Origin of the sequence: Marivivens sp. LCG002, assembly GCF_030264275.1 — a bacterium.
Taxonomy (GTDB): domain Bacteria; phylum Pseudomonadota; class Alphaproteobacteria; order Rhodobacterales; family Rhodobacteraceae; genus Marivivens.
The window spans coordinates 988,901-1,014,929 of sequence record NZ_CP127165.1; the positions used below are offsets into that span (position 1 = coordinate 988,901).

The 26,029-nt window shown below is 59.7% G+C and carries 24 protein-coding genes; 13 read left to right on the forward strand and 11 right to left on the reverse strand.

Going from position 1 to position 26,029, the window contains the following annotated elements:
* Nucleotides 1-81 precede the first annotated feature (81 nt).
* The 5 genes from QQG91_RS05045 (at nucleotide 82) to lpdA (ending at nucleotide 7,884) form a co-directional block, all read left to right on the forward strand.
* Entirely contained in the window at nucleotides 82-3,372 is a 3,291-nt protein-coding gene (locus QQG91_RS05045; protein WP_285771882.1) for a YhdP family protein, read from the forward strand.
* Nucleotides 3,373-3,381: 9 nt separating this feature from the next.
* Complete coding sequence (gene queA, locus QQG91_RS05050; RefSeq protein ID WP_285771883.1) at nucleotides 3,382-4,434, forward strand: tRNA preQ1(34) S-adenosylmethionine ribosyltransferase-isomerase QueA; 1,053 nt, start codon at nucleotides 3,382-3,384, stop codon at nucleotides 4,432-4,434.
* A gap of 70 nt (nucleotides 4,435-4,504) precedes the next feature.
* Nucleotides 4,505-5,770, forward strand: a complete 1,266-nt coding sequence (locus tag QQG91_RS05055; protein ID WP_285771884.1) for an MFS transporter — start codon at nucleotides 4,505-4,507, stop codon at nucleotides 5,768-5,770.
* Nucleotides 5,767-6,363, forward strand: coding sequence for a DUF924 family protein (locus tag QQG91_RS05060; protein WP_285771885.1), 597 nt, complete (start codon nucleotides 5,767-5,769; stop codon nucleotides 6,361-6,363). The genes QQG91_RS05055 and QQG91_RS05060 overlap by 4 nt, the downstream gene beginning before the upstream one ends.
* A 126-nt stretch (nucleotides 6,364-6,489) precedes the next feature.
* Nucleotides 6,490-7,884 (forward strand): dihydrolipoyl dehydrogenase, encoded by a 1,395-nt coding sequence (lpdA, locus tag QQG91_RS05065; RefSeq protein ID WP_285771886.1) that lies wholly within the window; start codon nucleotides 6,490-6,492, stop codon nucleotides 7,882-7,884.
* 68 nt (nucleotides 7,885-7,952) lie between these two features.
* Here the strand turns inward: lpdA and QQG91_RS05070 are convergent, their stop codons facing one another.
* Nucleotides 7,953-8,303 carry a rhodanese-like domain-containing protein gene (locus tag QQG91_RS05070; RefSeq protein WP_285771887.1) on the reverse strand — a complete coding sequence of 117 codons (351 nt, stop codon included), beginning with the start codon at nucleotides 8,301-8,303 and terminating at the stop codon, nucleotides 7,953-7,955.
* Nucleotides 8,304-8,521: 218 nt separating this feature from the next.
* On the opposite strand from QQG91_RS05070, the gene uvrA reads away from it, so the two are divergent.
* Nucleotides 8,522-11,377, forward strand: a complete 2,856-nt coding sequence (gene uvrA / locus QQG91_RS05075) for an excinuclease ABC subunit UvrA (protein WP_285771888.1) — start codon at nucleotides 8,522-8,524, stop codon at nucleotides 11,375-11,377.
* A gap of 30 nt (nucleotides 11,378-11,407) precedes the next feature.
* Here the strand turns inward: uvrA and QQG91_RS05080 are convergent, their stop codons facing one another.
* The 5 genes from QQG91_RS05080 to QQG91_RS05100 form a co-directional block, all read right to left on the reverse strand.
* Nucleotides 11,408-11,611: a YgaP family membrane protein gene (locus tag QQG91_RS05080; protein WP_285771889.1), complete on the reverse strand. Its 204-nt coding sequence runs from the start codon at nucleotides 11,609-11,611 to the stop codon at nucleotides 11,408-11,410.
* A gap of 80 nt (nucleotides 11,612-11,691) precedes the next feature.
* Nucleotides 11,692-12,564 (reverse strand): 3-hydroxyisobutyrate dehydrogenase, encoded by an 873-nt coding sequence (mmsB, locus tag QQG91_RS05085; protein ID WP_285771890.1) that lies wholly within the window; start codon nucleotides 12,562-12,564, stop codon nucleotides 11,692-11,694.
* Nucleotides 12,565-12,567: 3 nt separating this feature from the next.
* A complete protein-coding gene (locus tag QQG91_RS05090; RefSeq protein WP_285771891.1) occupies nucleotides 12,568-13,599 on the reverse strand; it encodes an enoyl-CoA hydratase/isomerase family protein in 1,032 nt (343 codons plus the stop codon).
* Nucleotides 13,596-14,735, reverse strand: coding sequence for an acyl-CoA dehydrogenase family protein (locus QQG91_RS05095; protein ID WP_285771892.1), 1,140 nt, complete (start codon nucleotides 14,733-14,735; stop codon nucleotides 13,596-13,598). Before QQG91_RS05095 ends, QQG91_RS05090 begins: the two co-directional genes overlap by 4 nt.
* Nucleotides 14,736-14,848: 113 nt before the next feature.
* Entirely contained in the window at nucleotides 14,849-16,348 is a 1,500-nt protein-coding gene (locus QQG91_RS05100) for a CoA-acylating methylmalonate-semialdehyde dehydrogenase (RefSeq protein WP_285771893.1), read from the reverse strand.
* 109 nt (nucleotides 16,349-16,457) lie between these two features.
* Between QQG91_RS05100 and QQG91_RS05105 the strand changes: the two genes are divergently transcribed.
* The 3 genes from QQG91_RS05105 to coaD all read left to right on the forward strand — a co-directional run bounded on the left by QQG91_RS05105 (nucleotide 16,458) and on the right by coaD (nucleotide 18,408).
* Nucleotides 16,458-17,339: a LysR family transcriptional regulator gene (locus QQG91_RS05105; protein WP_285771894.1), complete on the forward strand. Its 882-nt coding sequence runs from the start codon at nucleotides 16,458-16,460 to the stop codon at nucleotides 17,337-17,339.
* Between the two features lie 57 nt (nucleotides 17,340-17,396).
* The gene (locus tag QQG91_RS05110) at nucleotides 17,397-17,831 is read left to right on the forward strand and encodes a CBS domain-containing protein (RefSeq protein WP_285771895.1); all 435 of its coding nucleotides are present in this window, start codon (nucleotides 17,397-17,399) and stop codon (nucleotides 17,829-17,831) included.
* 85 nt (nucleotides 17,832-17,916) lie between these two features.
* Nucleotides 17,917-18,408 carry a pantetheine-phosphate adenylyltransferase gene (gene coaD / locus QQG91_RS05115; protein ID WP_285771896.1) on the forward strand — a complete coding sequence of 164 codons (492 nt, stop codon included), beginning with the start codon at nucleotides 17,917-17,919 and terminating at the stop codon, nucleotides 18,406-18,408.
* A gap of 112 nt (nucleotides 18,409-18,520) precedes the next feature.
* Here the strand turns inward: coaD and gap (QQG91_RS05120) are convergent, their stop codons facing one another.
* The 3 genes from gap (QQG91_RS05120) to gap (QQG91_RS05130) form a co-directional block, all read right to left on the reverse strand.
* Nucleotides 18,521-19,522, reverse strand: a complete 1,002-nt coding sequence (gap, locus tag QQG91_RS05120; protein WP_285771897.1) for a type I glyceraldehyde-3-phosphate dehydrogenase — start codon at nucleotides 19,520-19,522, stop codon at nucleotides 18,521-18,523.
* Nucleotides 19,523-19,634: 112 nt separating this feature from the next.
* Nucleotides 19,635-19,778, reverse strand: a complete 144-nt coding sequence (locus QQG91_RS05125; RefSeq protein ID WP_285771898.1) for a hypothetical protein — start codon at nucleotides 19,776-19,778, stop codon at nucleotides 19,635-19,637.
* A gap of 45 nt (nucleotides 19,779-19,823) precedes the next feature.
* Complete coding sequence (gap, locus tag QQG91_RS05130; protein WP_285771899.1) at nucleotides 19,824-20,822, reverse strand: type I glyceraldehyde-3-phosphate dehydrogenase; 999 nt, start codon at nucleotides 20,820-20,822, stop codon at nucleotides 19,824-19,826.
* Nucleotides 20,823-21,029: 207 nt separating this feature from the next.
* Between gap (QQG91_RS05130) and QQG91_RS05135 the strand changes: the two genes are divergently transcribed.
* A complete protein-coding gene (locus QQG91_RS05135) occupies nucleotides 21,030-21,995 on the forward strand; it encodes a DUF808 domain-containing protein (protein WP_285771900.1) in 966 nt (321 codons plus the stop codon).
* 150 nt (nucleotides 21,996-22,145) lie between these two features.
* Here QQG91_RS05135 and tkt read toward each other — a convergent pair whose 3' ends face one another.
* Nucleotides 22,146-24,167, reverse strand: a complete 2,022-nt coding sequence (gene tkt, locus QQG91_RS05140; RefSeq protein WP_285771901.1) for a transketolase — start codon at nucleotides 24,165-24,167, stop codon at nucleotides 22,146-22,148.
* Between the two features lie 242 nt (nucleotides 24,168-24,409).
* Here tkt and QQG91_RS05145 point away from each other — a divergent pair, with 242 nt between their 5' ends.
* Genes QQG91_RS05145 through QQG91_RS05155 form a run of 3 tightly spaced genes read left to right on the forward strand, consistent with a single transcriptional unit; the run spans nucleotide 24,410 to nucleotide 25,622 of the window.
* On the forward strand, nucleotides 24,410-24,910 hold the full coding sequence (locus tag QQG91_RS05145) for a hypothetical protein (protein WP_285771902.1): 501 nt from the start codon (nucleotides 24,410-24,412) through the stop codon (nucleotides 24,908-24,910).
* Complete coding sequence (locus QQG91_RS05150) at nucleotides 24,910-25,281, forward strand: cell division protein ZapA (RefSeq protein ID WP_285771903.1); 372 nt, start codon at nucleotides 24,910-24,912, stop codon at nucleotides 25,279-25,281. Before QQG91_RS05145 ends, QQG91_RS05150 begins: the two co-directional genes overlap by 1 nt.
* On the forward strand, nucleotides 25,278-25,622 hold the full coding sequence (locus QQG91_RS05155; RefSeq protein ID WP_285771904.1) for an MliC family protein: 345 nt from the start codon (nucleotides 25,278-25,280) through the stop codon (nucleotides 25,620-25,622). The genes QQG91_RS05150 and QQG91_RS05155 overlap by 4 nt, the downstream gene beginning before the upstream one ends.
* 44 nt (nucleotides 25,623-25,666) lie before the next feature.
* Here the strand turns inward: QQG91_RS05155 and grxD are convergent, their stop codons facing one another.
* The gene (gene grxD, locus QQG91_RS05160) at nucleotides 25,667-26,026 is read right to left on the reverse strand and encodes a Grx4 family monothiol glutaredoxin (RefSeq protein ID WP_285771905.1); all 360 of its coding nucleotides are present in this window, start codon (nucleotides 26,024-26,026) and stop codon (nucleotides 25,667-25,669) included.
* Nucleotides 26,027-26,029: the final 3 nt, after the last annotated feature.

Sequence of the window (26,029 nt, forward strand, 5' to 3'; positions counted from 1 at the left end):
GACTGGCTTTCGGCTTTGTTTTAGTTCACTTGAACCAGATGGAAAGTGCCGTTCGGCGCGCAAGGAAAGCTTTATCCGCCTATGACCGACGAAACGGCCAGACCCGATCCCAAAGAGCCGCGACCGCGCAAGCGGGTGGCGCTGATGCGTTGGGGGTGGCGCTTGGCGATGGCGCTGGTTTCGGTTCCGATCGTTTTGACCATGGTTGTGGTCCTGATGCTCTATGACCGCGAGGTTACAGCTCCAAGCTGGGTCAAAGACCGCATTGAAAAAGAGGCTGCCGCGGTTCTTGGCGGCGGGTCGGTGCGTCTCGGGGAAATTTCGGTGACGGTGCAGCGCGATTTCCACCCGATCATCCGCATGAACAATATCGTGCTGCGCGACGCAGAGGAGCGTGTCCTTGCGCGGGTTCCGAGGGTCGAGGCACAGGTCTCGCCGCGCGGTCTTGTGTTCCGGCGTGAGCTTCTGGTGCAGGACCTGCGGATTTCGGGAGCGCAATTCACTGTTCGGCGGTCTGCCGACGGGACTGTGGCCGTCACCTTTGAAGCGGGTGAGACCACGCGCGAGGCGGTGAACTTTCTCGCGCTGCTCGACAGTTTCGACGATGCCTTCGAGCGTCCCGCACTTGAAGCTTTGCGCGAAGTGCAGGCTGAAGGACTTATCGTCAATTTCGACGATGCTCGCGTGGGCCGCAGCTGGATCGTGGACGGGGGCGAGCTGTCGCTCGATCTTCGCGGACAGGTGATCGGTCTGCGCGGCGAAGCGGGGCTTCTTTCGGGGCGGTCCGAGGTGACGACCGTCTCGATGAATTACGAGAGCCTGCGCAACAGCCGCAAAGCGGTGATGTCGGTCACGGTCCAGAACGCCTTTGCGACCGATATCGCCTCGCAAGCGCCTGTTCTCAATTGGCTCAGCGTGCTCGATGCGCCTGTGTCGGCGGCCTTGCGAGCCTCGACCAACGAGACGGGCGAGATCGAAAGCCTATATGCCTCGCTTGCGATCGAAGAGGGATCGCTGCGGCCCAACCCCAATGTCGACCCCGTGCCCTTCGAGCGGCTGAGCACCTATCTGACCTATCATCCCGATGAGCAGCGCATCAGCTTTGACCGCGTGAGCGCACGCACGGAATGGGGGCAGTTCGATGCCGAAGGTCAGGCCTATCTGCGCGAGTTTCAGGGCGATTTTCCGCAGGCCTTGGTCTCGCAATTGTCGCTGACCAACGTGGTGCTCGATCCTGCGGGTTATTACGATGCACCCCAGCGCGTGGATGAAGCCAGTGTCGATTTCCGCCTGCGACTTGCTCCTTTCGAGGTCGAAGTGGGCGAGTTCTATGCCCGCACGGGCGCTGACCGCGTGAATGGCTCGGCCCATGTGCGTGTCGCCGATGACGGGTGGAGCGTTGATCTCGATGCGGTTTCGGATCGGGTCAGCCCCGAAAACCTTGCCGCTTTCTGGCCCAATACCGTCAAACCGGGGACGCGGCTCTGGATCATGAACAATCTCTCGGGGGGGTATGCGTTCGACGGCGGACTGGCGCTGCGTCTCAGGCCGAACCGGAAACCCGATCTCGGGATCAGTTGGCAGTTTGCGGATATGTCGATCCGCTATCTCAAATCCTTTCCCCCGATCACAGGCGCTTATGGATTTGCGGAAATGGCACGGGGCGAGTTCACCGCCGTGCTGAACGGGGGCAAAGTCGCAGCGCCGCAAGGCGGCGAGATAGATGCAACGGGGTCGGTGTTCCACATCGGCAATCTGGGACAGAAACCGGCGCTTGCCGAGATTGACCTTGATTTGACAAGCACGATTACGGCCTCTTTGTCGCTGCTCGACCTGCCGCCCTTCGAATTCCTCAGCCGTGCAAACCGCGAAGTCACGCTTGCCGATGGAACCGCAGAGACACTGGTCTCGCTGGCGCTTCCGCTCAAGAAGGATCTCAAGCTCACGGATATCGACGTGAAGTATCACTCGGACCTGAGCAACCTGCGCAGCGACGTCATTCTCGAGGGGCATCGACTATCCGCGGCGCGTCTGGTGGTGGACGGGACCCAAGGCGGGCTTGAAATCGCGGGTGACGTGCGGATCGGTGACGTGCCTGCAACGGTGACATGGACCAAAGGGTTCGATCCTGAAAACGCGCAGCGCTCGAACCTTTCGGGGACGGTCGAACTTTCGCAGCGGACGCTTGACGAATTCCGCATCGCGCTGCCTCCCGAGATGGTCGGTGGACGGGGCAGCGCGCGCATCGACGTTGCTCTCGAGGCCGAACGTGCACCAGAACTAACACTGCGTTCCGATCTTCGGGGGGTCGAGCTCGAAATTCCGTCGATCGGTTGGGCCAAATCGGCGTCCGAGGCGGGCGACTTCCGTCTCGGGGTCACGCTGGACAAGCCCGCGAGGGTCAACCGTCTTTCGCTCGAAGCCGCAGGGCTCGAGGCGGAGGGGCGCATCACTCTGACCCCAGCAGGGCAATTCGACCGTGCGCGGTTCGACAGGCTTCGGGTCGGGGGGTGGCTCGACGCTTCGGTCGAGCTTGTCTCGCGCGGGGCGGGGCGAGCGGTCGGCATCGAAGTAAGGGGCGGCACGTTGGATATCCGTTCAGCCAAAACGGGCGGAGGAGACGGGAGTGGCGGCGCGCCTTTGAATGTCGCACTGGATCGTCTGGTCATCACCGATAATATGGCCCTGACCAATTTTCTGGGCCAGTTTGAGACGAACGGCGGTTTGAACGGCTCTTTCACCGCTTTGATGAACGACGGGGCCCAAGTTTCAGGCGCCATTGCCCCCCATCAACAAGGCACCGCCGTGCGGCTCCAGTCCGCGAATGCGGGACGCTTTCTTGCCTCGGCTGCGATCACCAAGGAAACCGAGGGTGGCGCGCTCGATCTTTTGCTGACGCCGCGCGGGCCACGCGGTGAATATGACGGCGAATTGAAAATCTCGGACATCCGCGTGCGCAAAGTGCCGACCATTGCCGAGCTTCTCAACGCGGTGTCCGTCGTCGGCCTGTTGCAGGGGATCGACGGGCCGGGGATCGTCTTTGACGACATAGAGGCGCGTTTCCATCTCACACCCGATCAGATCATCATCACCCAAGGCGCGGCAACGGGGGCATCCATGGGGATATCCGTTGACGGCACATACGGGATCAAGACCTCGGCGCTTGATCTTCAGGGGGTTGTTTCGCCCGTCTATCTTATCAATGGGGTAGGGGCGGCGCTGACCCGTCCGGGTGAGGGGCTTATCGGGTTCAACTATTTCCTCGGCGGGACGACATCCGCGCCTCAGGTTTCCGTGAACCCCCTTTCGGTTCTTGCGCCTGGTATGTTACGCAACATCTTCCGACGCCCGTCTTCGACCGTGAACCAATAGGATTTGACCTTGAAACTCAGCGACTTCGATTTTCACCTCCCCGAGGAGCTTATCGCGACACGTCCCGCTTCGCCCCGGTCTTCCGCGCGTCTTTTGCTCGCCCAAGGGGACAGAATCACCGATCTGCGCGTCACGGACCTTGTCGATCTGCTTGAGGCTGGGGATCGACTTGTTCTCAATGACACCAAGGTCATTCCCGCGCGGCTGTCGGGGCTTCGGCACCGCGAGAGCGCGCAGGGTCCGGTGTCCGCACGGATCGAAGTCACCCTGCTCGAGCCCAAGGCCGACGGGACATGGAGCGCGCTCGTCAAGCCTCTCAAGAAAGTGCAGGACGCAGAGACCATCCATTTCAGCGAGGCGCTGAGCGCCGAGGTTGTGGCACGAAGCGACGGGCAGGCGCTTTTGCGGTTCAACCTTGTCGGGGATGATTTCGACGCCGCTCTGGCCGAGGCAGGGGCGATGCCTCTGCCGCCCTATATCGCGGCCAAGCGGCCTGCGGACGAGAAGGACAAATCGGACTATCAGACAGTATGGGCCAAAAACCTCGGCGCCGTTGCCGCCCCGACGGCCTCGCTCCATTTCGATGAGCCGCTTCTCGAGCGGCTTCGGGCCAAGGGCGTGAGCTTTACGCATGTCACACTCCACGTCGGGGCGGGGACGTTCCTTCCTGTCAAGGTCGACAATATCGCCGAGCACAAGATGCATGCCGAATGGGGCAAAGTAAGCGAGACTGCGGCCCGAGAGATCAACGAGACCAAGGCAAAAGGTGGCCGCGTGATCCCCGTCGGCACCACCGCGCTTCGGCTGATCGAGAGCGCGGCGACGGACGCTGGCGTGGCCCCTTGGGAGGGTCCGACCGATATTTTCATCACGCCCGGCTTCGCGTTCAAAGCGGCGGACGGCCTTATGACGAACTTTCACCTGCCCAAGTCGACTTTAATGATGTTAGTGTCGGCATTGATGGGAGTGGAAACCGTGAAAACGATCTATTCTCACGCCATAGCGAGTGGATACCGTTTCTTTTCATACGGGGACTCTTCGCTGCTTTTGCCGCGTCGCTAGGGTCGTTTTGATCCGCTGCGCACCCGATATACAACATCCGCTTTGCCAATAACGCGGAAAAGGACGTCTAATGTTTCAAGTTCTCAGTAGCTCATGGGCGCTTTTGCTCGGGCTTTTCATGCTTATGATCGGCAACGGCCTTCAGGGCACGTTGCTCGGTCTGCGCGGCGAACTTGAAGGGTTTACGACCTTTCAGATGTCGTTGGTCATGTCGGCCTATTTCGTCGGTTTTCTCTTTGCTTCGAGAATTGCACCGACGCTCATTCGCCGCGTCGGCCATATTCGCGTCTTTGCCGCGCTGGGCTCGACGATTTCAGCGGTTCTCATCCTCTATCCGACCCTGACCGAACCTTGGGCATGGATGATCGGCCGCGTGTTGATCGGGTTTTGCTTTTGCGGGGTCTATATCACGTCGGAAAGCTGGCTGAATGACGCCGCCTCGAACGAAAACCGCGGCAAGGCGCTTTCGCTCTATATGATCACCCAGATGGGCGCGATCATTCTGGCGCAATACCTTGTGGTTCTGGGCGATGTGAGCGGCTATGTGCTCTTTATTATCCCCTCGGTCCTCGTGTCGCTTTCCTTTGCGCCGATCCTTCTGTCGGTGCGCCCCGTGCCCGCCTTCGAGACGACCAAGCCGCTCACGCTGCGCCGCTTGATCAAGACCTCTCCGCTTGCCTGCATGGGGATGCTGCTTCTCGGCGGGGTCTTTGCGGCCCAGTTCGGGATGTCTGCGGTTTACGGCACACGTGTAGGGCTGACGGTGAGCGAGATTTCGATCATGGTCTCGTCGATCTATGTGATGGCGCTTTTCCTGCAATATCCCGTCGGCTGGCTGTCAGATCGCATGGACCGCAGGCTCCTGATCATCATCCTGTCGCTCTTGGGCGGTGCGGGAGCGCTGTTGTCGTTCCTCTTCCCTGGGCACTATTGGCTTATCATCGTGAGCGCGGCCGTTGTGGGCGGTGCGTCGAACCCGCTTTACGCGCTCCTTATCGCTTATGCGAATGATTATCTGGACCGCTCCGATATGGCTGCGGCCTCTGCGGGGTTCCTCTTTATCAACGGGGTGGGCGCTATTGCGGGGCCGCTGATCCTCGGTTGGGTGATGACCTCCGTCTCTGCCGAGGCCTATTGGCTCTATGTCGGCAGCCAGCTTCTCGCGCTGGGCGTTTATGGTCTGTGGCGGATGACGCGTCGCAAGTCGCTTACGCCGGTGTCGGACACGGTCTCTTATGCGCCGATCCTGCCGTCGGCGACCCCTGTCGCAGTCGAGCTTGCCCAAGAGGTCTATTTCGACGCCGATCTCGATGACAGCCAAGGGGCCAAGGAATGACGCTTGCCGAGCAGATCACCGAGTATTGGATCAACGAAGTCGGGCCCAAGGGATGGTATATGGGCGGCGAGGCGCTCGATACCGAGATCCGCGAGCGATTTGAGAAACACTGGATCGATGCGATGGAAGGGGCTTTCGGCCCTTGGTTGATGGATGCAAAGGGCGCTCTTGCCTATCTCATCCTGACCGATCAGTTCCCGCGCAATATGTTTCGCGGTGATGCGCGGTCCTTTGCCTCGGACGCCTTGGCGCGGGCTGCAGCCAAACATGCCATTGCCGAAGGCTGGGATCAAAAGGTCGAGCCGCAAAGCCGCCAGTTCTTTTTCCTGCCGCTGATGCATTCGGAAAACCTCGTGGATCAGGACCGTTCGGTCGAGCTGTTCCGAACGGCGATGGACGGCGAGGACGGCAATGTGATCCACGCCGAAGCGCACCGCGCCGTCATCCGCGCCTTTGGCAGGTTTCCCTATCGGAACGAGGCATTGGGACGTGAAACAACGTCCGAGGAACAGAGATTTCTGGATGCAGGAGCATACGGCGGTCTGGTCAAGCGGATGTCGGAGGGCGCAAAGACAGCTTTTGTTTCCCCTTAAATGTTTGAAATAAAACAAGGAAACAAGCCTTGCGCATTTTCGATAGCTGCCATGCTAACGACCCTATTCCGCAATTTGGAAAAATAGTTTAACGTCAAACTAATTTTGAAACCGGAGGAGGGTCTCATGGCCGCTAAGAATTTCGACATGATCGTCATTGGTGCAGGACCGGGCGGTTATGTTGCCGCGATCCGTGGTGCGCAGCTTGGTCTGAATGTCGCCTGTGTAGAGCGCGAACATTTGGGCGGTATCTGTCTCAACTGGGGCTGTATCCCGACCAAGGCGATGCTCCGCTCCTCCGAAGTTTTCCATCTGATGCACCGCGCCAAGGAATTCGGCCTCAAGGCGGACGGTATCGGCTATGATCTCGACGCCGTGGTCAAGCGCTCGCGCGGTGTGGCCAAGCAGCTGTCGGGCGGGATCGGCCACCTCTTCAAGAAGAACAAGATCACCTCGATCATGGGCGAGGCCAAGCTTTCGGGCAAAGGCAAAGTCACGGTCAAAACCGACAAGGGCACCGAAGAGCTCACCGCCAAGGCGATTGTCGTTGCAACGGGCGCGCGTGCCCGCGAGCTTCCCGGTCTTGAAGCGGATGGGGATCTCGTCTGGACTTATAAAACCGCTCTGACGCCGCCGCGTATGCCGAAAAAGCTCCTCGTTATCGGCTCGGGTGCGATTGGGATCGAGTTTGCCAGCTTTTATAACACGCTAGGTGCCGACACGACTGTGGTCGAGGTCATGGACCGCGTGCTTCCCGTCGAGGACGCCGAGATCAGCGCCTTTGCGAAGAAGCAATTCGTCAAGCAAGGCATGAAGATCATGGAAAAAGCCATGGTCAAACAGCTTGATCGCGGCAAAGGCAAAGTCACCGCCCATATCGAGGTTGGCGGCAAAGTCGAAACGCAGGAATTCGATACGGTCATTTCCGCCGTTGGCATCGTCGGGAACGTCGAAAACCTCGGTCTTGAGGAAATGGGCGTCAAGATCGACCGCACACATGTTGTGACGGATGAATACTGCCGCACGGGTGTCGAAGGGCTCTTTGCAATCGGCGATATCGCTGGTGCGCCGTGGCTTGCTCACAAAGCCAGCCACGAAGGCGTCATGGTGGCCGAACTGATCGCCGGCAAGCATCCGCACCCGATCAAGCCTAACTCGATTGCGGGCTGCACCTATTGCCATCCGCAGGTCGCATCCGTCGGTCTTACCGAGGCCAAGGCAAAAGAGGCAGGCTACGAGATCAAAGTCGGCCGCTTCCCCTTTATCGGCAACGGCAAGGCGATTGCTCTGGGCGAGCCCGAGGGCCTTATCAAGACGGTGTTCGATGCGAAAACGGGCGAGCTTTTGGGCGCGCATATGGTCGGCGCAGAAGTCACCGAGCTGATCCAGGGCTATGTTGTGGGTCGTGCGCTCGAGACGACGGAAGAGGACCTGATGAACACGGTCTTCCCGCACCCGACCTTGTCCGAGATGATGCATGAAGCCGTGCTTGATGCCTATGGCCGTGCGCTTCACTTCTGATCGAAGCTGGAACCAAAGAAAAAGCCCGCCAATTCGGCGGGCTTTTTTGGTCTATCGGCAAGGGAACATCAGCCGATAGGGCCACCTGCTTGGACCCAGTGACCGAAGCCACCGATGTTATGCACTTCGGCATGGCCCAGTTGTTCGAGGGTTTGCATCGCCATGCCTGCACGGCCACCTGCCGCGCAATAGACGGCGATCGGCTTGCCGCTCTTGAAGATTTCAAGACATTCGGGGCTGCGCGGATCGGCCTTCATACGCAGGGTCGCAAGGGGCACATGCACAGCATTCTTGGCTTTGCCGGAGGCCGCGACTTCACCGGCTTCGCGGACGTCGATCACGACGATTTCGTCGGCTGCGTGCTTGGAGATCGCGGTCTGCACATCAAGAGGGGCAGGGCGGGAGGAGGACTTGAACATCGAGAGCATGACACACCTTTGGTTTGCTGTTCGCTTGTGGAAGATATATATATAAGGAAAATGAAATGTAAAGGGGCGCTGATCAATTTTGCCCGCTTTCCCGCAAAAGATGCCAAAACGCTGGTAATTTCTTGTCGTGTTCGTTAAATGTTCTCCAGTTTTCATTGGAGACTCGCGCCCGCTCGACTATGTGTAGCAGGCACAATTTGGGGGCCAGAATGGCTGAGCTGAAAAAGATCGAAGTGCGCGGCGCGCGCGAGCACAATCTCAAGAACATCGATGTTGATATTCCGCGTGACGAACTTGTTGTGATTACAGGGCTTTCGGGGTCGGGCAAGTCTTCACTGGCCTTTGATACCATCTATGCCGAAGGCCAGCGCCGTTACGTGGAATCGCTCTCGGCCTATGCGCGCCAGTTCCTCGACATGATGGAAAAGCCCGATGTGGATCACATCTCGGGTCTGTCTCCTGCGATCTCGATCGAGCAGAAGACCACCTCCAAGAACCCGCGTTCGACTGTCGGCACCGTCACCGAAATCTATGACTATATGCGTCTTTTGTTTGCGCGGGTCGGCACCCCCTATAGCCCCGCTACGGGCCTTCCGATTGAGGCGCAACAGGTGCAGGACATGGTCGACAGGGTCATGGCGATGGAAGAGGGCACGCGCGGCTATCTCCTTGCGCCGATCGTGCGGGACCGCAAGGGCGAATACCGCAAGGAAATGCTCGAGCTGCGTAAGCAGGGTTTCCAGCGGGTCAAGGTGGACGGCACCTTCTATGAGCTGGACGAGCCGCCGACCCTCGACAAAAAATTCCGCCACGACATCGACGTTGTGGTCGACCGTATCGTTGTGCGCGAGGGGCTTGAGACACGACTTGCCGACAGTTTGCGCACCGCGCTTGATCTGGCGGACGGGATTGCGATCCTTGAAACCGCTCCAAGCGAGGGGGAGCCCGAGCGCTTTACCTTCTCGGAAAAATTCGCCTGTCCGGTAAGCGGCTTCACCATTCCCGAGATCGAACCGCGCCTTTTCTCGTTCAACGCGCCTTTCGGCGCTTGTCCGTCCTGTGATGGCCTTGGGGTCGAGCTTTTCTTCGACGAACGTCTTGTCGTTCCCGATGTGACGCTCAAAGTGGCCGATGGCGCGATTGCGCCGTGGCGCAAAGGCAAATCGCCCTACTTCCTCCAGACGATTGAGGCGATTGCCAAGCATTACGGCTTTAACAAGAGCGCCCGTTGGAAGGATATTCCCGAGGCCGCGCAAAAGGTGTTCCTCTATGGCTCGGGCACCGAAGAGATCATGTTCCGTTATGATGAAGGCGGCCGCGTCTATCAGGTCACGCGACCGTTCGAAGGCGTGATCCCGAACATGCAGCGCCGCTATCGCGAAACCGATAGCTCTTGGGTGCGTGAAGAGTTCGAGCAATACCAGAACAACCGTCCTTGCGGCTCTTGCGGCGGTTATCGTCTTCGCGAAGAAGCGCTGGCGGTCAAGATCGCCGGTTTGCACGTTGGCCAAGTCGTGCAGATGTCGATCAAAGAGGCCTATGCCTGGATCGGAACCGTTCCTGAAAGCCTCACCAACCAGAAGAACGAGATTGCCCGCGCCATCCTCAAGGAAATCCGCGAGCGTCTGGGATTCCTCAACAACGTGGGTCTCGATTACCTGACGCTCAGCCGCAACGCGGGCACGCTCTCGGGTGGGGAAAGCCAGCGTATCCGTCTGGCCAGCCAGATCGGTTCGGGTCTGACGGGGGTTCTTTATGTGCTCGACGAGCCGTCCATCGGTCTTCATCAGCGGGACAACGACCGTCTATTGACCACGCTCAAGAACCTGCGCGATCAGGGGAACACGGTGATCGTCGTCGAACACGACGAGGACGCGATCCGCGAGGCCGACTATGTCTTTGACATCGGTCCGGGGGCAGGTGTTCACGGCGGCCAAGTGGTTGCCCATGGCACGCCCGCCGAGATTGCCGCCAACCCCAATTCCGTGACGGGGCAATATCTGTCGGGCAAGCGCGAGATTTCGGTTCCGACCGACCGCCGCAAGGGCAATGGCAAACAACTCACCGTGGTCAAGGCTTCGGGCAACAACCTTCATGATGTGACGGTCGATTTCCCGCTCGGCAAATTCGTGAGCGTGACGGGCGTATCGGGCGGCGGGAAATCCACGCTGACCATCGAGACGCTCTATAAGAACGCGGCGATGAAGCTGAACGGGGCACGCGAAACCCCCGCACCTTGCGAGACGATCAAGGGGTTCGAGCATCTTGATAAGGTGATCGACATCGACCAGCGTCCCATCGGGCGCACACCGCGTTCGAACCCTGCGACCTATACGGGCGCCTTTACCCCGATCCGCGACTGGTTCGCGGGGCTGCCCGAAGCCAAGGCGCGTGGCTATAAACCCGGTCGCTTCTCGTTCAACGTGAAAGGCGGCCGCTGCGAGGCCTGTCAGGGGGACGGTGTCATCAAGATCGAGATGCACTTCCTTCCCGATGTCTATGTCACCTGCGAGACCTGCAAGGGCGCGCGCTACAACCGCGAAACGCTCGAAATCAAGTTCAAGGGCAAGAGCATTGCCGATGTTCTCGATATGACCGTCGAGGACGCGCAAGAGTTCTTCAAGGCGGTTCCGAGCATCCGCGAAAAGATGGATGCGCTTGTCCGCGTGGGCCTTGGCTATATCAAAGTCGGCCAGCAGGCGACGACCCTTTCAGGTGGCGAGGCGCAGCGCGTCAAGCTCTCCAAGGAACTGGCCAAGAGGTCCACAGGTCGGACTTTGTACATTCTGGACGAGCCGACGACCGGTTTGCACTTCGAAGATGTTCGAAAACTGCTAGAAGTGCTTCACGAGCTTGTGGATCAGGGGAACACGGTCGTGGTGATCGAACACAATCTCGACGTGGTGAAAACCGCTGACTGGATCATCGATATCGGCCCCGAAGGCGGGGATGGCGGGGGGCGCGTTGTCGCAACGGGCACGCCCGAAGATGTCGCCAAGGTCGAGGAAAGTCATACGGGCCGCTACCTTGGCCCCATGCTCAAGTCCAAGATCGCCGCAGAATAAGAAAAGGCGCCCGATGGGGCGCCTTTTGCTTTATTTCTTCATCGGGCAGGTGCTGATCCCGAAGATCGTATAGAGCGGGCAGCTTCCGATGAGGCCCGTGATCAAGGGAATGATCCCGAGAAGATAGAGCCAGCTATAGGCTCCGTCCCCGTTCATGAAGTACCCAAGGATCAAAGCCGCGCCGACGACGACTCGGATGATGCGGTCAAGCTTGCCTTCGTTTGTCTTAAACATCTGATTTAGCCCCAATTCTGTTGAATTTCATTCGGGATACTAGATCGTCCAACACATCCCGTAATTGACTTATATCATATTTAGGCGTTGCGGCTAAGTTTCTCGAAACGGGGAAGCATCGCCGAGAAGTCCTTGCCGCGTCCGTCCTCGTCCTCGACGAAGCGGCGGTAAAGCTCGAGCGCGCGCTCCCCCATCGGGGTATCGGCGTCCACCGCTTCGGCGGCCATCTGCGACAGACCCAGATCCTTGAGCATGAGTTCCGAGGCAAAACCGGGCAGATAGCCGTTGTCGGCAGGCGACTTGGGCCCAACCCCGGGTGCGGGGCAATAGGCGTTCATCGTCCAGCTATATCCCGAGGAGGTGGAGACCACATCGAACATCGCCTGACGATCAAGGCCGAGCTTGTCGGCCAAGGCAAAAGCCTCGCAGGTGGCGATCATCGTGACACCGAGGATCATGTTGTTGCAGATCTTGGCCGCTTGACCGTTGCCCGAAGCACCGCAGTGCACGGCCTTTTGTCCCATAACGTCGAAAAGCGGTTTGACCTTGGCAAAGGCCTCGTCCGTGCCGCCGACCATAAAGGTGAGTGTGCCTGCGGATGCGCCACCGATCCCGCCCGAAACGGGCGCGTCCAAAGCCAGTAGCCCCGCATCAGCCGCCTCTGCAGCCACTGAGCGGGCGCTCTCTACATCGACGGTCGAGCAATCACAGAGCACGGCGCCCTTTTCCATCGCTGGGATCACTTCTGCGGCCACCGCGCGAAGGATTGCCCCGTTCGGGAGCATGGTGATCACCACGTCTGCCCCCTTGGCGGCCTCGGCGCCTGTTGCGGCTATGGTGAGGCCTTCGGGCCGTGCGGCGAGGTCGAAGCCCACGACCTCGTGGCCGGCTTTCACAAGGTTGAGCGCCATCGGGCCGCCCATATTTCCAAGTCCGATAAATGCGATCTTCATGGCTTAGAACTCCAGTTTCGGGTTGTCTTGCGGGGCGTAGAATGCGGCGACCTCTTCGTCGCTCACATCGCGCCAGCTTTTATGTTTCCACTGAGGATTGCGGTCTTTGTCGATGATCTGGGCGCGCACGCCCTCGACGATGTCTGCGGTTGTGACCGAGCGGGTGGTAAAGCGATGCTCCATCTCAAGCGCAAAGCGAATGTTCGGCTCGGTCCGCACGCGGCGGATCAGCTCGAAGGTGCAGCGCATGGAGAGCGGTGAATTCTTGGCAAAGGCGGCGCGGGCGCGGGCAAGGGCGTCCGAGGTCGATGCCTCGACAGTCTCGGCCACTTCGGTGAAGGTATCGCCGCTGAAAGCCGCGTCGACTTCGCCTTGGAGCGCAGCGAGGGGAGCGGGCGGATGGGCGCTCGCCATGGCGGGAACGAGTGAGGCTTCACCCGTGGCGCAAAGCACATCGATCAACTCGGGCCATTTCTCGCGCGGGACGAAGTAGTCGGCAAAGCCGCAATAGATTGCGTCGCCCGCAGCCATACGTTCCCCCGTGATCCCGAGGTATTCCCCCAAAAATCCCGGCGCTTCGGCCAAAAGAAAGCTCCCGCCCACGTCAGGCACAAGCCCGATCCCGCATTCGGGCATGGCGATCTGGGTTTTCTCTTCGACCACGCGGTGCGAGCCGTGACAGCCGATCCCGACACCGCCGCCCATCACAAAGCCCTGCATCAGGCTGATGATCGGCTTGGGGTATTCCGCCAGCTTGGCGTTCATGCGGTATTCTTCGCTCCAGAACTCGGCCGTCTCGTTCGCGCGTCCCTCTTTGGCAGAGCGGTAAACCGCACCAATATCGCCGCCTGCACAGAAAGCACGGTCGCCGTCCGCATCCATCACAATGAGAGCGACATCGGGGTCATCGCGCCATGCATCGAGCGCGGTTTCGATCTCTCGGCACATTTCGTGGCTGAGGGCGTTGAGCGCTTCGGCACGGGTAAGGGTGATGCGACCTGCACGGCCTTCTTTGCGGATGTGTATCTCGGTCATTCTGCCACCATCTGACGCGCTACGATGTGGCGCATGATTTCATTTGTGCCTTCAAGGATCTGATGCACGCGCAAATCGCGGACGATCTTTTCGATGCCGTAATCCTCGAGATAGCCATAGCCCCCATGCATCTGGAGACAGCCATCCGCCACACGGCTTGACGCTTCGGTCGCAAAGGCCTTGGCCATGGCACAGAACTTGGTGGCGTCAGGCGCGCCTTGGTCGAGCTTCCACGCCGCTTGACGCAAGAAGGTGCGCGCGGCCTGAAGTTCGATCTCCATATCGGCAAGCTTGAATTGCAGCGCTTGGAACTCGGTCAGGGCGCTCCCGAAGGCGCGGCGTTCCTTCATATAGGCGAGCGTCTTGTCCAAGGCGGATTGCGCGGCACCGATGGAACAGGCGGTGATGTTGATCCGTCCCCCATCCAAGCCCGCCATCGCATAGCGAAAGCCCTTGCCTTCCTCGCCGAGGAGATTGCCGAGCGGAGCTTTGGCGGCGTCGAGCTGCACTTGTCGGGTCGGTTGGGCCTTCCAGCCCATCTTTTTCTCCAGCCCGCCGAAACTCAGCCCCTCGGCACCGTTCTCGACGATCACGGCAGAGATCCCCTTGGGACCTGCTTCGCCTGTGCGACACATGACGATATAGGCGTCAGAGTATCCGCCGCCCGAGATAAAGGTCTTGGTGCCTGTGAGCGAATACCCGTCGGCACCCCGCTCGGCGCGGGTCTTGAGTGCGGCGGCATCCGATCCGCAGGACGGCTCGGTCAGGCAATAGGACACGACGGTTTCCATGCCTGCCACTTTGGGCAGGAACCGCGCCTTGAGATCGTCCGAGCCGTAAAGCTCGATCATCTTTGCGCCCATGTTGTGAATGCTCAGGAAGGCCGCCACCGAAGGACAGGCCATGGCCAGCCCCTCGAACACGAGCGCCGCATCAAGCCGCGACAGCCCCGTGCCGCCATGGTCTTCGCCGACATAAAGCGCGCCAAAGCCCAGCTCTGCCGCTTTGGTCCATAGGTCACGCGGAATGGTGCCCATCGTTTCCCATTCGGCGGCATAGGGGGCGATATTGTCCTGTCCGAAGTCATAGGCCAGATCAAAGATCGCCTGTTGCTCTTCGCTCAGATCGAAATCCATGGCTCTCCTCCCAAAAATCCACGGGTTGCAGGTAAGGTCACAGGCATAGCCTGAAATAGCAAGGGCAGCCGAAGCTGCCCCGCATAAGTCAAATTGCCTCAGGGAACAGCAGCTTAGTCCATCGGCTTGAAGTTCAGCGCAGCGCCATCCTTGATGCCCGAGAACCAACGTGCGGTGACGGTCTTGGTCTTGGTGTAGAAGCGGAACGCATCGGGGCCGTATTGGTTGAGATCGCCGAAGGCCGACTTTTTCCAACCGCCGAAGGTGTAATAGGACAGCGGAACAGGGATCGGGAAGTTGATACCGACCATGCCGACGTTCACACGGCTGGCAAAGTCGCGCGCGGTATCGCCATCGGCGGTGAAAATCGCGGTGCCGTTGCCGTATTCGTTGTCGATCACAAGGTTGAGCGCGTCTTCATAGGTTTCGGCGCGAACAGTCGACAGAACGGGGCCGAAGATCTCTTGCTTATAGATCTCCATATCGGGGGTCACGTTGTCGAAAAGGGTCGGGCCGACGAAGAAGCCGTTCTCATATCCCTGAAGCTTGAAGTTACGACCGTCGGTGACAAGGGTTGCGCCTTGCTCAACGCCCTTGTCGATAAGACCAAGAACGCGGTCCATTGCCTGCTTGGTGATCAGCGGACCGTAGTCCACGTCGTCGCCAGCGGTGTAAGGCCCGACTTTGAGCTTTTCGATGCGGGGCACGAGAGCCGCAATGAGGCGATCGGCGGTTTCCTGACCGACGGGAACGGCGACCGAGATCGCCATGCAGCGTTCGCCAGCCGCGCCATAGCCCGCGCCGATAAGCGCATCCGCGGCCTTTTCCATGTCCGCGTCAGGCATGATCAACATGTGGTTCTTGGCGCCGCCGAAGCACTGTGCGCGCTTGCCGTTGGTGGCGGCGCGGCCATAGATGTATTGGGCGATCGGGGTCGAGCCGACAAAGCCAACGGCCTGAATGGTTTCATTGTCGAGGATCGCATCCACGGCTTCTTTGTCGCCGTGAACAACTTGAAGAACGCCTTTGGGAAGACCGGCTTCCATGAAGAGCTCGGCCAGCATGAGCGAGGTCGAGGGCGTGCGCTCGGAGGGCTTGAGGATCATGGCGTTACCTGCGGCAATCGCGGGGGCCATTTTCCAAAGCGGGATCATCGCAGGGAAGTTGAAGGGCGTGATGCCCGCAACAACGCCGAGCGGCTGGCGCATGGAATAAAGGTCGATGCCCGGACCCGCACTGTCGGTGTATTCGCCCTTGAGGAGGCTCGGAAGGCCCATGCAGACCTCGACGACTTCAAGGCCACGCTGAACGTCGCCGCGGGCGTCAGGCAGCGTCTTGCCGTGTTCACGGCTGACCGCTTCGGCAAGTTTGTCCATGTTCTCGTTGATCAGCTGGCCGAACTTCATGAACACACGGGCGCGGCGCTGCGGGTTGGTGGCAGCCCATGCGCGCTGTGCAACGGCGGCCTTTTCAACGGCGGCGTTGACTTCTTCGACCGAAGCGAGCGGCACTTTGCCCTGAACTTCGCCCGTTGCGGGGTTGAACACATCGGTAAAACGGCCCGAAGTGCCTTTGACATATTCGCCGTTAATCAGATGGCTGATTTCCTGCATCGAACTCTCCTGGAGTGAAGTTTGGATTGAGATCACCTTAGCCTTGCATTTTTTGATGAAAAAGAGGCAGTATTTCAAAATCAGTTTGCGTTTTTGCAAGGGTAGGGTGATGTCCAACTGGGATGATATGCGTGTCTTTTTGGCGGTTGCCCGCGCCGAGAGCCTGTCCAAAGCCGCGCCGATGGCAGGACTTGACCCTGCAACGCTGAGCCGCAGGATCGCACGGCTCGAAGAACGCTTCGGCGGGGCGCTGTTCGTCAAATCGCCACAGGGTTATGCGCTCACCGATCTGGGGCAGGGGGTGCGCGAACACGCACTGGCGGCCGAGGATGCCTTGGCCCAAGCCTTTGATCAGGGACAGCGCAACGAGCGCGGTCTTTCGGGCCAGATTAGGATCGGGGCGCCCGATGGCTGTGCAAACTTTGTGCTGCCGCAGGTTTGCGCAAGGATTCAGGAAGAAAACCCGAACCTGGAACTCCAGATCCTCGCCTTGCCGCGTGTGGTCAACCTCTCGAAACGCGAGGCGGATTTAGCGATAACGGTGAGTCCGCCCGATGCGGGGCGGCTCACGGTGCAAAAGATCACGGATTACAAACTGCATCTGGCGATGCGGCAGGATTTGCCGCGCCCCGCAAACCTTGAGGATATCAGGAACCTTCCTGTGGTCGGCTATATCGCTGATATGATTTTCGACAAGGAACTCGATTATCTCGGCAGCCTTGCCGCTCAGGGGGTGCAGCGCGCCAGCAATTCGGTTGCGGTGCAGCTCCAGATGCTCAGGCAAGGCGGGGTCGGGATCGTGCACGATTTTGCGCTTCCCTATGCGCCCGAGCTTGGCAAAGTGCTGGTCGATGCGGTCTCGCTCAGGCGCAGTTTCTATCTTGTGCGCCACGCTTCGGACAGGCGCTCGGAGCGTCTCAACCGATTTGCCGCGGCACTTGTCGCAGGACTGAAATCCGAGGTGCAACGGCTCGAACTACAGGTCACTTGACAGATCAGGGCAGTTGGGAGGACGCTGGAGGTATGAAGCAACACTAGGGAGGCGTCGATGTTAGTAAAGCAAATACTTGTTTCCAAAGGGAATAACGACCTCTATTGGCTTCGGCCAGAGGCCAGTGTTGCAGATGCCGCGCGGATGATGTCGGCCAATCGCATCGGCACCTGTCTTGTGTCGTGCGAAGGCGATGATCTTGAAGGCATCCTTTCCGAGCGCGACATCGTGCGCGAAATCGGCAAGAACGGCGTGTCGGTGCTGGATCAGGACATCGCTTCGATCATGACACGCAAAATCGTCACCTGCACCGTTGCCGAAACATCGGATCGCGTGCTTGCCACCATGACCGAGGGACGGTTCCGCCATATGCCCGTGATGGAGGGCGAGCGCGTGATTGGACTTATCTCGATCGGGGACGTGGTGAAAGCGCGGCTTCAGGAACTCTCCATGGAAAAAGATGCGCTCGAAGGAATGATCATGGGGCACTGAGGGGGAATTGAGACGAAACGTCCCCTTGCAATTTGCAGCGCAATAATGTTGCGTGCGCCCGAAAGAACACACTGACGAGGGCCCTATGCGTATTGGCTTGTATCCCGGCACGTTTGATCCGGTAACTCACGGACATATCGACATTATTCGTCGTGCGTGCCGCTTGGTGGATCGGCTTGTGATCGGGGTTGCGATCAACCGTGACAAAGGGCCCTTGTTCTCTCTCGACGAGCGGGTCGAAATGATCCAGTCCGAAATCCTCCCTATCGGCGCGGCGGCAGGCTGTGAAATCATCGTGCACCCGTTCGAGAACCTGCTCATCGATTGTGCCCGTGACGTGAATGCGACCGTGATCGTTCGGGGGCTCAGGGCTGTGGCGGATTTCGAATATGAATTCCAGATGGTCGGCATGAACCGCGCTCTTGATGCGCGGATTGAAACGGTCTTTTTGATGGCCGATGCGAAGAACCAGGCGATTGCGTCCAAGCTCGTTAAGGAAATCTGTCGTTTGGGGGGGGATGTGACGAAGTTCGTGCCGCCTTTGGTCAAGGACCGTCTGGACGAAAAGCTGCGCTAAAAAAGGGGGGCGCTGCCCCCGTCCGCCTTTGGCGGACTCCCCCGGGATATTTTCGGCACAAAGGCAACCAGGCCCGATAAAAAAGCCGCCCCGAAGGGCGGCTTTGATCGTTTTAGAGGAACTTGCCCATCGCGACGGCCGTGTCGGCCATGCGGTTTGAGAAGCCCCATTCGTTGTCGTACCACGACAGGATACGCACCATCGTTCCGTCCATGACCTTGGTCTGGTCGAGAGCGAAGGTCGAGGAATGCGGGTCGTGGTTGAAGTCGATCGATACATTGGGCTTGTCGGTGTAGCCCAGAATGCCCTTGAGCGGTCCGTTGGCGGCGGCAACGATGGCTTCGTTGATTTCCGCGATCGTGGTGGGACGCGAAGCTTCGAAGGTCAGATCGACAACCGAGACGTTCGGGGTCGGCACGCGAATGGCAACGCCGTCGAGCTTGCCGTTGAGCGCCGGAAGGACGAGGCCCACAGCCGCAGCAGCGCCGGTCGAGGTCGGGATCATCGAAAGCGCAGCAGCGCGCGCGCGGTAGAGATCCTTGTGCATCGTGTCGAGCGTCGGCTGGTCGCCCGTGTAGGAGTGGATGGTGGTCATGAAGCCTTTGGTGATGCCGACAGTGTCGTTGAGCACCTTGGCAACGGGCGAGAGGCAGTTGGTGGTGCAGGAGGCGTTGGACACGACGATATCATCGGCGGTCAGAACGTCATGGTTGACACCGTAAACGATGGTCTTGTCGGCGCCTTTGGAGGGGGCCGAGACGAGCACGCGCGATGCGCCGTTTTCGAGGTGGATCGCAGCTTTGTCGCGGTCGGTGAAAATGCCCGTGCATTCGAGCACGATGTCGATGTGGCCCCAAGGCAGTTCGGCGGGGTTACGGATCGCGGTCACTTCGATCGGGCCGCGGCCTGCGTCGATGGTGGTTTCGGTCGTGGTGACCTCGTGCGGGAAGCGGCCATGGACCGAGTCGAAGCGCAGCAGGTGCGCGTTGGTCTCGACAGGACCGAGATCGTTGATGGCGACGACTTCGATGTCGGTGCGGCCCGACTCGATGATGCCGCGCAGAACGTTGCGGCCGATGCGGCCGAAGCCATTGATTGCAACCTTGATTGCCATTGGGATGACCTCCGATTGGAACATCTTGGATGGCCGCCCACCGGCCACCGTTGGCGCTAACATCGCGATTCACGACAAAAGGTCAACCGCTGAGTGCAATAATCAGCGGCAATCAGCGCCAGAAGCTCACATATTCGATGAGGTCTGAAATCTTTTTGAGCAGGAAAAGGCCCAACCCGAGGTCGAGCACCTGATCTGTGACCACGAAAGCCACCAAGAGTGCAAAGATCAGGAAGGAGGGTAGGAGCGGTTTCATGGTCGCGACCCTAGCCGCGACCAGACAAAAATCAACCGCTTTCGATCAGATCAGGCGGCCCATGGCAGCGGCGACATCGGCCATGCGGGCAGAGAAGCCCCATTCGTTGTCATACCATGCCAGCACGCGGACGGTGCGACCGACGACCTTGGTTTGGTCGGGAGCGAAGATCGACGATTGGGTGGTATGGTTGAAGTCGATCGAAACCTTGGGCTCGGGGTCATAGGCCATTACCATGCCCATGTAGCCTTGGGCGGCTTCGCGTACGATCTCGTTCACATCGTGCACAGTCACGTCCTTTGCCGCCTGGAACGTCAGATCCACGGCCGAGACGTTCGGGGTGGGCACGCGCATTGCGGTGCCGTCAAGCTTCCCTGCAAGTTCGGGCAGCACTTCGCCGAGGGCCTTGGCCGCACCGGTCGAGGTCGGGATCATCGCCATGGCAGCGGCGCGGGCGCGGTAGAGATCACTGTGGCGGCGGTCGAGCGTGGGCTGGTCGCCGGTGTAGGAGTGGATCGTCGTCATGATGCCGCTCTCGATCCCGATGGCATCGTTGAGAACTTTGGCGAGCGGGGCAAGGCAGTTGGTGGTGCAGGAGCCGTTCGAAACCATCTTGTCGTCGGCCAGAAGCTGACGGTGGTTCACGCCGTAGACCACGGTGCGCTGGACATTCTTGGCGGGGGCCGAGATCAGCACCTTTTTCGCACCGCGCTTGAGGTGGATGTCCGACTTCAGACCGTCGTTGAACTTGCCGGTGCATTCGAGAACCACGTCACAGCCCGACCAATCGAGCTCTTCGGGGTTATAGGTGGACATCACATCGATTGGGCCACGACCGAGGTCCATCGTGTTGCCCTGGATCTTGATCGGGCTGCCGAAACGGCCGTGGACGCTGTCGTATTTGAGAAGGTGGGCATTCGTCTCGATCGGGCCTGTGGCGTTGATCTTGACGACCTGAATGTCGTTGCGTGCCGCTTCGGTGATATGCGCCAGCGTGCAGCGGCCGATACGTCCAAACCCGTTGATCCCTACCGTTACAGTCATCTCGTGATCCCTTGTGAGCGTCCAGATTGATCTGCCCGTAGCGGGTCAATCATTGTGAGGGAAGAAAAAAATGAATTAGCGTCAAAGTGTTAGCGGTAACTTCGTGCGAGGGTCACAGGTTGGCGCTAACGGTTGCGCCAACACTCAATCGAGTTGCAAGCAAACTTTGGACGTTATCTATTTCAAGAGAATCAGAAGGGGATTTTCATGAGCGGATTACTCGCACTACTTGATGATGTGGCCGGAATTGCAAAGGTTGCGGCGGCAAGTGTCGACGATGTGGCGGCAGCGGCAGCCAAGGCAGGCAGCAAGACGGCGGGGGTCTTGATCGACGATGCGGCCGTGACGCCGAGCTATGTGACGGGTTTCAAGGCCGAGCGGGAATTGCCGATCATCGGCAAGATCACTCTTGGCTCGTTGCGCAACAAGCTGGTCATTCTCTTGCCGCTCGCGCTCATTTTGTCCAATTTCCTTCCGGCTGCGATCACGCCGCTCTTGATGCTGGGCGGAGCCTATCTGTGTTTCGAAGGGGCGGAAAAGGTTTTTCACAAGGTCTTTCCCCATGCCGATCATGCGGTCGAAGAGGATATGGACATTAAGGACCCAGCCCATCTTGAAGAGGAGAAGGTCGCAGGGGCGATCAAGACGGACTTCATTCTGTCGGCCGAGATCATGACGATCGCGCTATCGTCGCTGCCGCCGAGCGGAATATGGATGGAGGCGGCCACTTTGGCCGTGGTGGCGGTCTTTATCACGGTTCTGGTCTATGGGTCGGTGGCCTTGATTGTAAAGGCCGATGACGTGGGGCTGCACCTTGCGCAGGTCGGACGGCTGTCGCTCACCCGCGCGTTCGGTCGCGGTCTTGTCAAGGCGATGCCGCATTTGCTGGTGCTTTTGTCTTTTGTCGGAACGCTTGCGATGCTCTGGGTCGGCGGGAATATCGTGATCCACGGTTTGCACGAGTTCGGTCTTCATTGGCCCTATGAGCCGATCGATCATGCGGCAGAGGTCGCGGCCGAGGCGGTCGGCGGAATGCAAGGGCTTGTCGCTTGGGCCGTGACGGCGTTTTTCGACGGGATCTTCGGGGTGGTTTTCGGTCTGCTGCTCATTCCTGTCGCAACCCGCGTTGTGGGGCCTGCGCTGGCTCTGGTGACGGGGAAGGGCGCGCACTGAGACGGCAGGAAGGGGGAGGGGCGCTGCCCCTCTGCGCCTTTGGCGCATTCACCCCGGGATATTTGAGGCACAAAGGCAAGGAAAACCGGGGCCAAGAAAAAGCCGCGCGAGGGATGCTCGCGCGGCTTTTGTTTTGCTTTTTCGTGGAGCTTAGCCGAGGAGGGCCTTGGCTTTCGCGGCCACATTGGCGGCTGTGATGCCGAATTTTTCATAGAGCGTTTCGGCGGGCGCAGAGGCGCCGAAGCCATCCATGCCCACAAAAGCGGCCTTTTGCTCGCGGCCACGTTCACCGAGGAGCCACTGGTCCCAGCCCTGACGGACTGCGGCTTCGACGGCGACGCGGACGGGCCCTGCGGGCAGGACACGCTTGCGGTATGCTTCGTCCTGCTGCGCGAAGAGCTCCATGCAGGGCATGGAGACAACGCGGGTGCCGATGCCTTCTGCTTCGAGGAGGTCACGCGCTGCAAGTGCGATTTCCACTTCGGAGCCCGTGGCCATCAGGATGACCTGACGTTTGCCGGCCTCTGCGTCGCGCAGGATATAGGCGCCTTGGGCCGAAAGGTTCTTGGCCTTGTGCTCGAGACGGACGGTCGGCAGGTTCTGGCGCGAGAGAGCCAGAACGGTCGGCGTTTGCGTCGAGGTGAGAGCAACCTCCCAGGCTTCGGCGGTTTCGACGGTGTCCGCAGGACGGAACACAAGCGTGTTCGGGGTCGCGCGAAGCATGGCGAGATGTTCGACCGGCTGGTGGGTCGGACCGTCTTCGCCCAGACCGATGGAGTCGTGGGTCATCACATAGGTGACGGGCAGATCCATCAGCGCCGAGAGACGCATCGAGCCGCGGGCATAGTCGGTGAAGCACATGAAGGTGCCGCCGTAGGGACGCACGCCGCCGTGCAGAGCCATACCGTTCATCGCCGCCGCCATACCGTGTTCGCGGATGCCGTAATAGACATAACGGCCCTTGCGGTTCTCGGGGTGGAAGACGCCGAGATCGGCGGTCTTGGTGTTGTTCGAGCCCGTTAGGTCAGCCGAGCCACCGATGGTTTCGAGCATGATCGGGTTGATCACTTCGAGCACCATCTCGGAGGATTTGCGGGTTGCAACCTTGGGCGCGGATTCCGAAATCTGCTTTTTCATCGCGCGGATCGTGCCGGCGAGCTTCTTGGGGGCCTCGCCTGCATAGGCGCGGTTGAATTCCATCTGGCGCGCTTCGGAGAGTTTGGAGAACTCCACTTCCCATTCGGTGCGGGCCTGAGCGCCGCGAGCACCCATGGCTTCCCACTGGGCCTTGATCTCTGCGGGCACTTCGAAGGGGCCCCAGTTGACGCCGTAGTTGGCCTTGGCGGCGGCAAGCTGGTCCTTGTCGGTCAGAGCGCCGTGGCCCTTGGAGGTGTCTTGTGCCTTGTGGCCGAGCGCGATGTGGGTCTTGCACGCAATCATCGAGGGGCGCGGGTCTGCCTTGGCGGCCTCGATCGCGGCATCGATGGCGACGGGGTCGTGGCCGTCGATCGACTGGACGTGCCAGCCCGAGGCGGCGAAGCGGGCGACCTGATCGGTCTTGTCCGCGATGTCGACGGTGCCGTCGATGGTGATGTTGTTGTTGTCCCAGAAGACGATCAGATGGCCGAGCTGCTGCATACCGGCAAGGCCGATGGCCTCTTGGCTGACGCCTTCCATGAGACAGCCGTCACCTGCCATCACATAGGTGCGGTGGTTGACGATTTTCTTGCCGTAGCGGGCGCGCTGGACTTCTTCGGCGATGGCAAAGCCGACCGAGTTGGCGATCCCCTGACCGAGCGGACCGGTGGTGGTTTCGACGCCGTCGAGAAGGAAATTCTCGGGGTGGCCTGCGGTTTTCGCGCCCCACTGACGGAAGTTCTTGATCTCGTCGAGGGTCACTTGTTCGTAGCCGGTGAGATACAGGAGCGAGTAGATCAGCATCGAGCCGTGACCTGCCGACAGGATGAAGCGGTCACGGTCGGGCCAGTTCGGAGCCTTGGGGTCAAAGCGCAGGTGCTTTTCGAAAAGCACAGTCGCAACGTCGGCCATGCCCATCGGCATGCCCGAGTGACCGGAGTTTGCGGCTGCGACTGCATCGAGGGTGAGGGTCCGAATTGCGGTGGCCTTCATCCAGTGCTCGGGGTGCGCCTGGCGTAGAGCGGAAATATCCAAAGCTACGATCCTTTATCTGCGTGGGGTTTCGTGTTGCCCAGTGTCATACCAGCGTTGGACGCAAGATCAAGCACGAGTGACCTGTTGCGCGCTCCAATCCAGTGATTTGCGGGGGGGGCGGGGATGGCATACGCTTTGAAAAACGGCTTCCGATTCGGGTTTTTGCCTTCGAATGCAGGGGAAGTGGAATGACACCTGAGCCGCTCTTCTTTCGGGAGAGCCGCGGGCAGAAGGACAGGCACATGAGCGACATTGTTGAACTGGAACGACGATTGACGGCTGCGCTGGATCGGATCGGGCTCGGTGTGGCGCAACTTTCGTCGGCGGCTGCGCCCGTCGATGCGCCTGATGATACTGGGGACAATGCGGCCAAAATCGCCGAACTCGAAGCGAAACTTGCCGAAGAGCGCGCCGTCAATGCACAGCTTGAAGAGCGGGTCAAAGCGCTTAAGGAACGTCAGGATGCGCAAGTGACCGATGTTGCCCAAGCCGCCGATGCCACCAAAAAGCAACTCGTCCGTTTCGACCGCGAGCTGCAAAAGCTCCGTCAGGTGAATGCCGAGCTGCGCGAGATCAACGACAAACTCCGTCAGGTTGCCGAGACCCATGTCAGCGAGCCGCATCTGATCAACCGCGCCATGCAGGCCGAACTTGAAGCGCTTCGCGTCACGCGGGCAACCGATGCCGCCGAGATCGAAGCGATCATCAGCGAATTGCGACCGATCGTAGGAGGAGCAAACTGATGCCGCAGGTCGAGATCAAAATCGGGGGCCGTGTGTTCGAGGTCGCCTGTCAGGAAGGTGAAGAACAGTTCCTGCACTCTGCCGCCGCAATGCTCGACATCGAAGCAAGTTCGCTAAGCGCGCAGATCGGCCGTATGCCCGAAGCGCGGATGCTTCTGATGTCGGGGCTGATGCTGGCGGACAAGACCGCAGGGCTTGAAGACCGGCTTCGCGAGGCAGAGGCGAAGATTGCCGAGATGCAAGCCCGCCTTGATGCGCCCAAAGAAAAGGTCGAAGTGCCCGTCGTGCCTGCTTCGGTCGGAGAAACGCTTGCCGAACTTGCCGCGCGCGCCGAAGCCCTTGCCGATCAGGTCGAGGCAAAAGCGAAGTGAGGGGAGCGGCTTTCGCCCTTCTCCTGTTCCCCTCGGTTTCACTCGCCCAAGGGTATCAGGTCGATCTCTATGAATGCGAGAACGGCGGGGCCGCCACAGCGGTCTATCCGCTCGAGAGCGAAGACGTCATCGTGACCGTGGATGGATATACCTCGGTTCTCAGGCACTCCGTATCGGGATCGGGCGTGCGTTTCACCCCGCCCGAGTTCATGCCCGGCTATGTCTGGTGGATCAAGGGCGACGCGGCGATGGTGAACGCCATCGACAGCGACAGCGGCGAGGAGTTCACCCTCTATAGCGCCTGTCGGCTGATCGAAAGCAGGACCGAGTTCAACGACTAAGGGCGCCCCGAGGGACGCCCTTTTGTTTTGGTGTGGCGGGCCGCTTAGCTGTTGTGCTTCCGGATTTCGTCCGCCTTTTCCTTGTCGAAGGTCACGCCGTTGTCGGCAAAAAGCGTGTCGAGCTCGGACGAGAGCGTCATCTCGGTGATGATGTCGCAGCCGCCGACGAATTCGCCTTTGACATAGAGCTGCGGAATGGTCGGCCAGTCGGAATATTCCTTGATGCCTGCGCGGATTTCCTCGTCGGCCAGAACGTTCACGTCGAGATATTCAACGCCCATAAAGTTCAGAATGCCGGCGACGCGGCTCGAGAACCCGCACTGCGGCATGGTTTTGGTGCCTTTCATGAAAAGCACGACATCGTTCGAAGTTACGGTTTCTTTGATCTGGTCCAGAGCAGACATGGC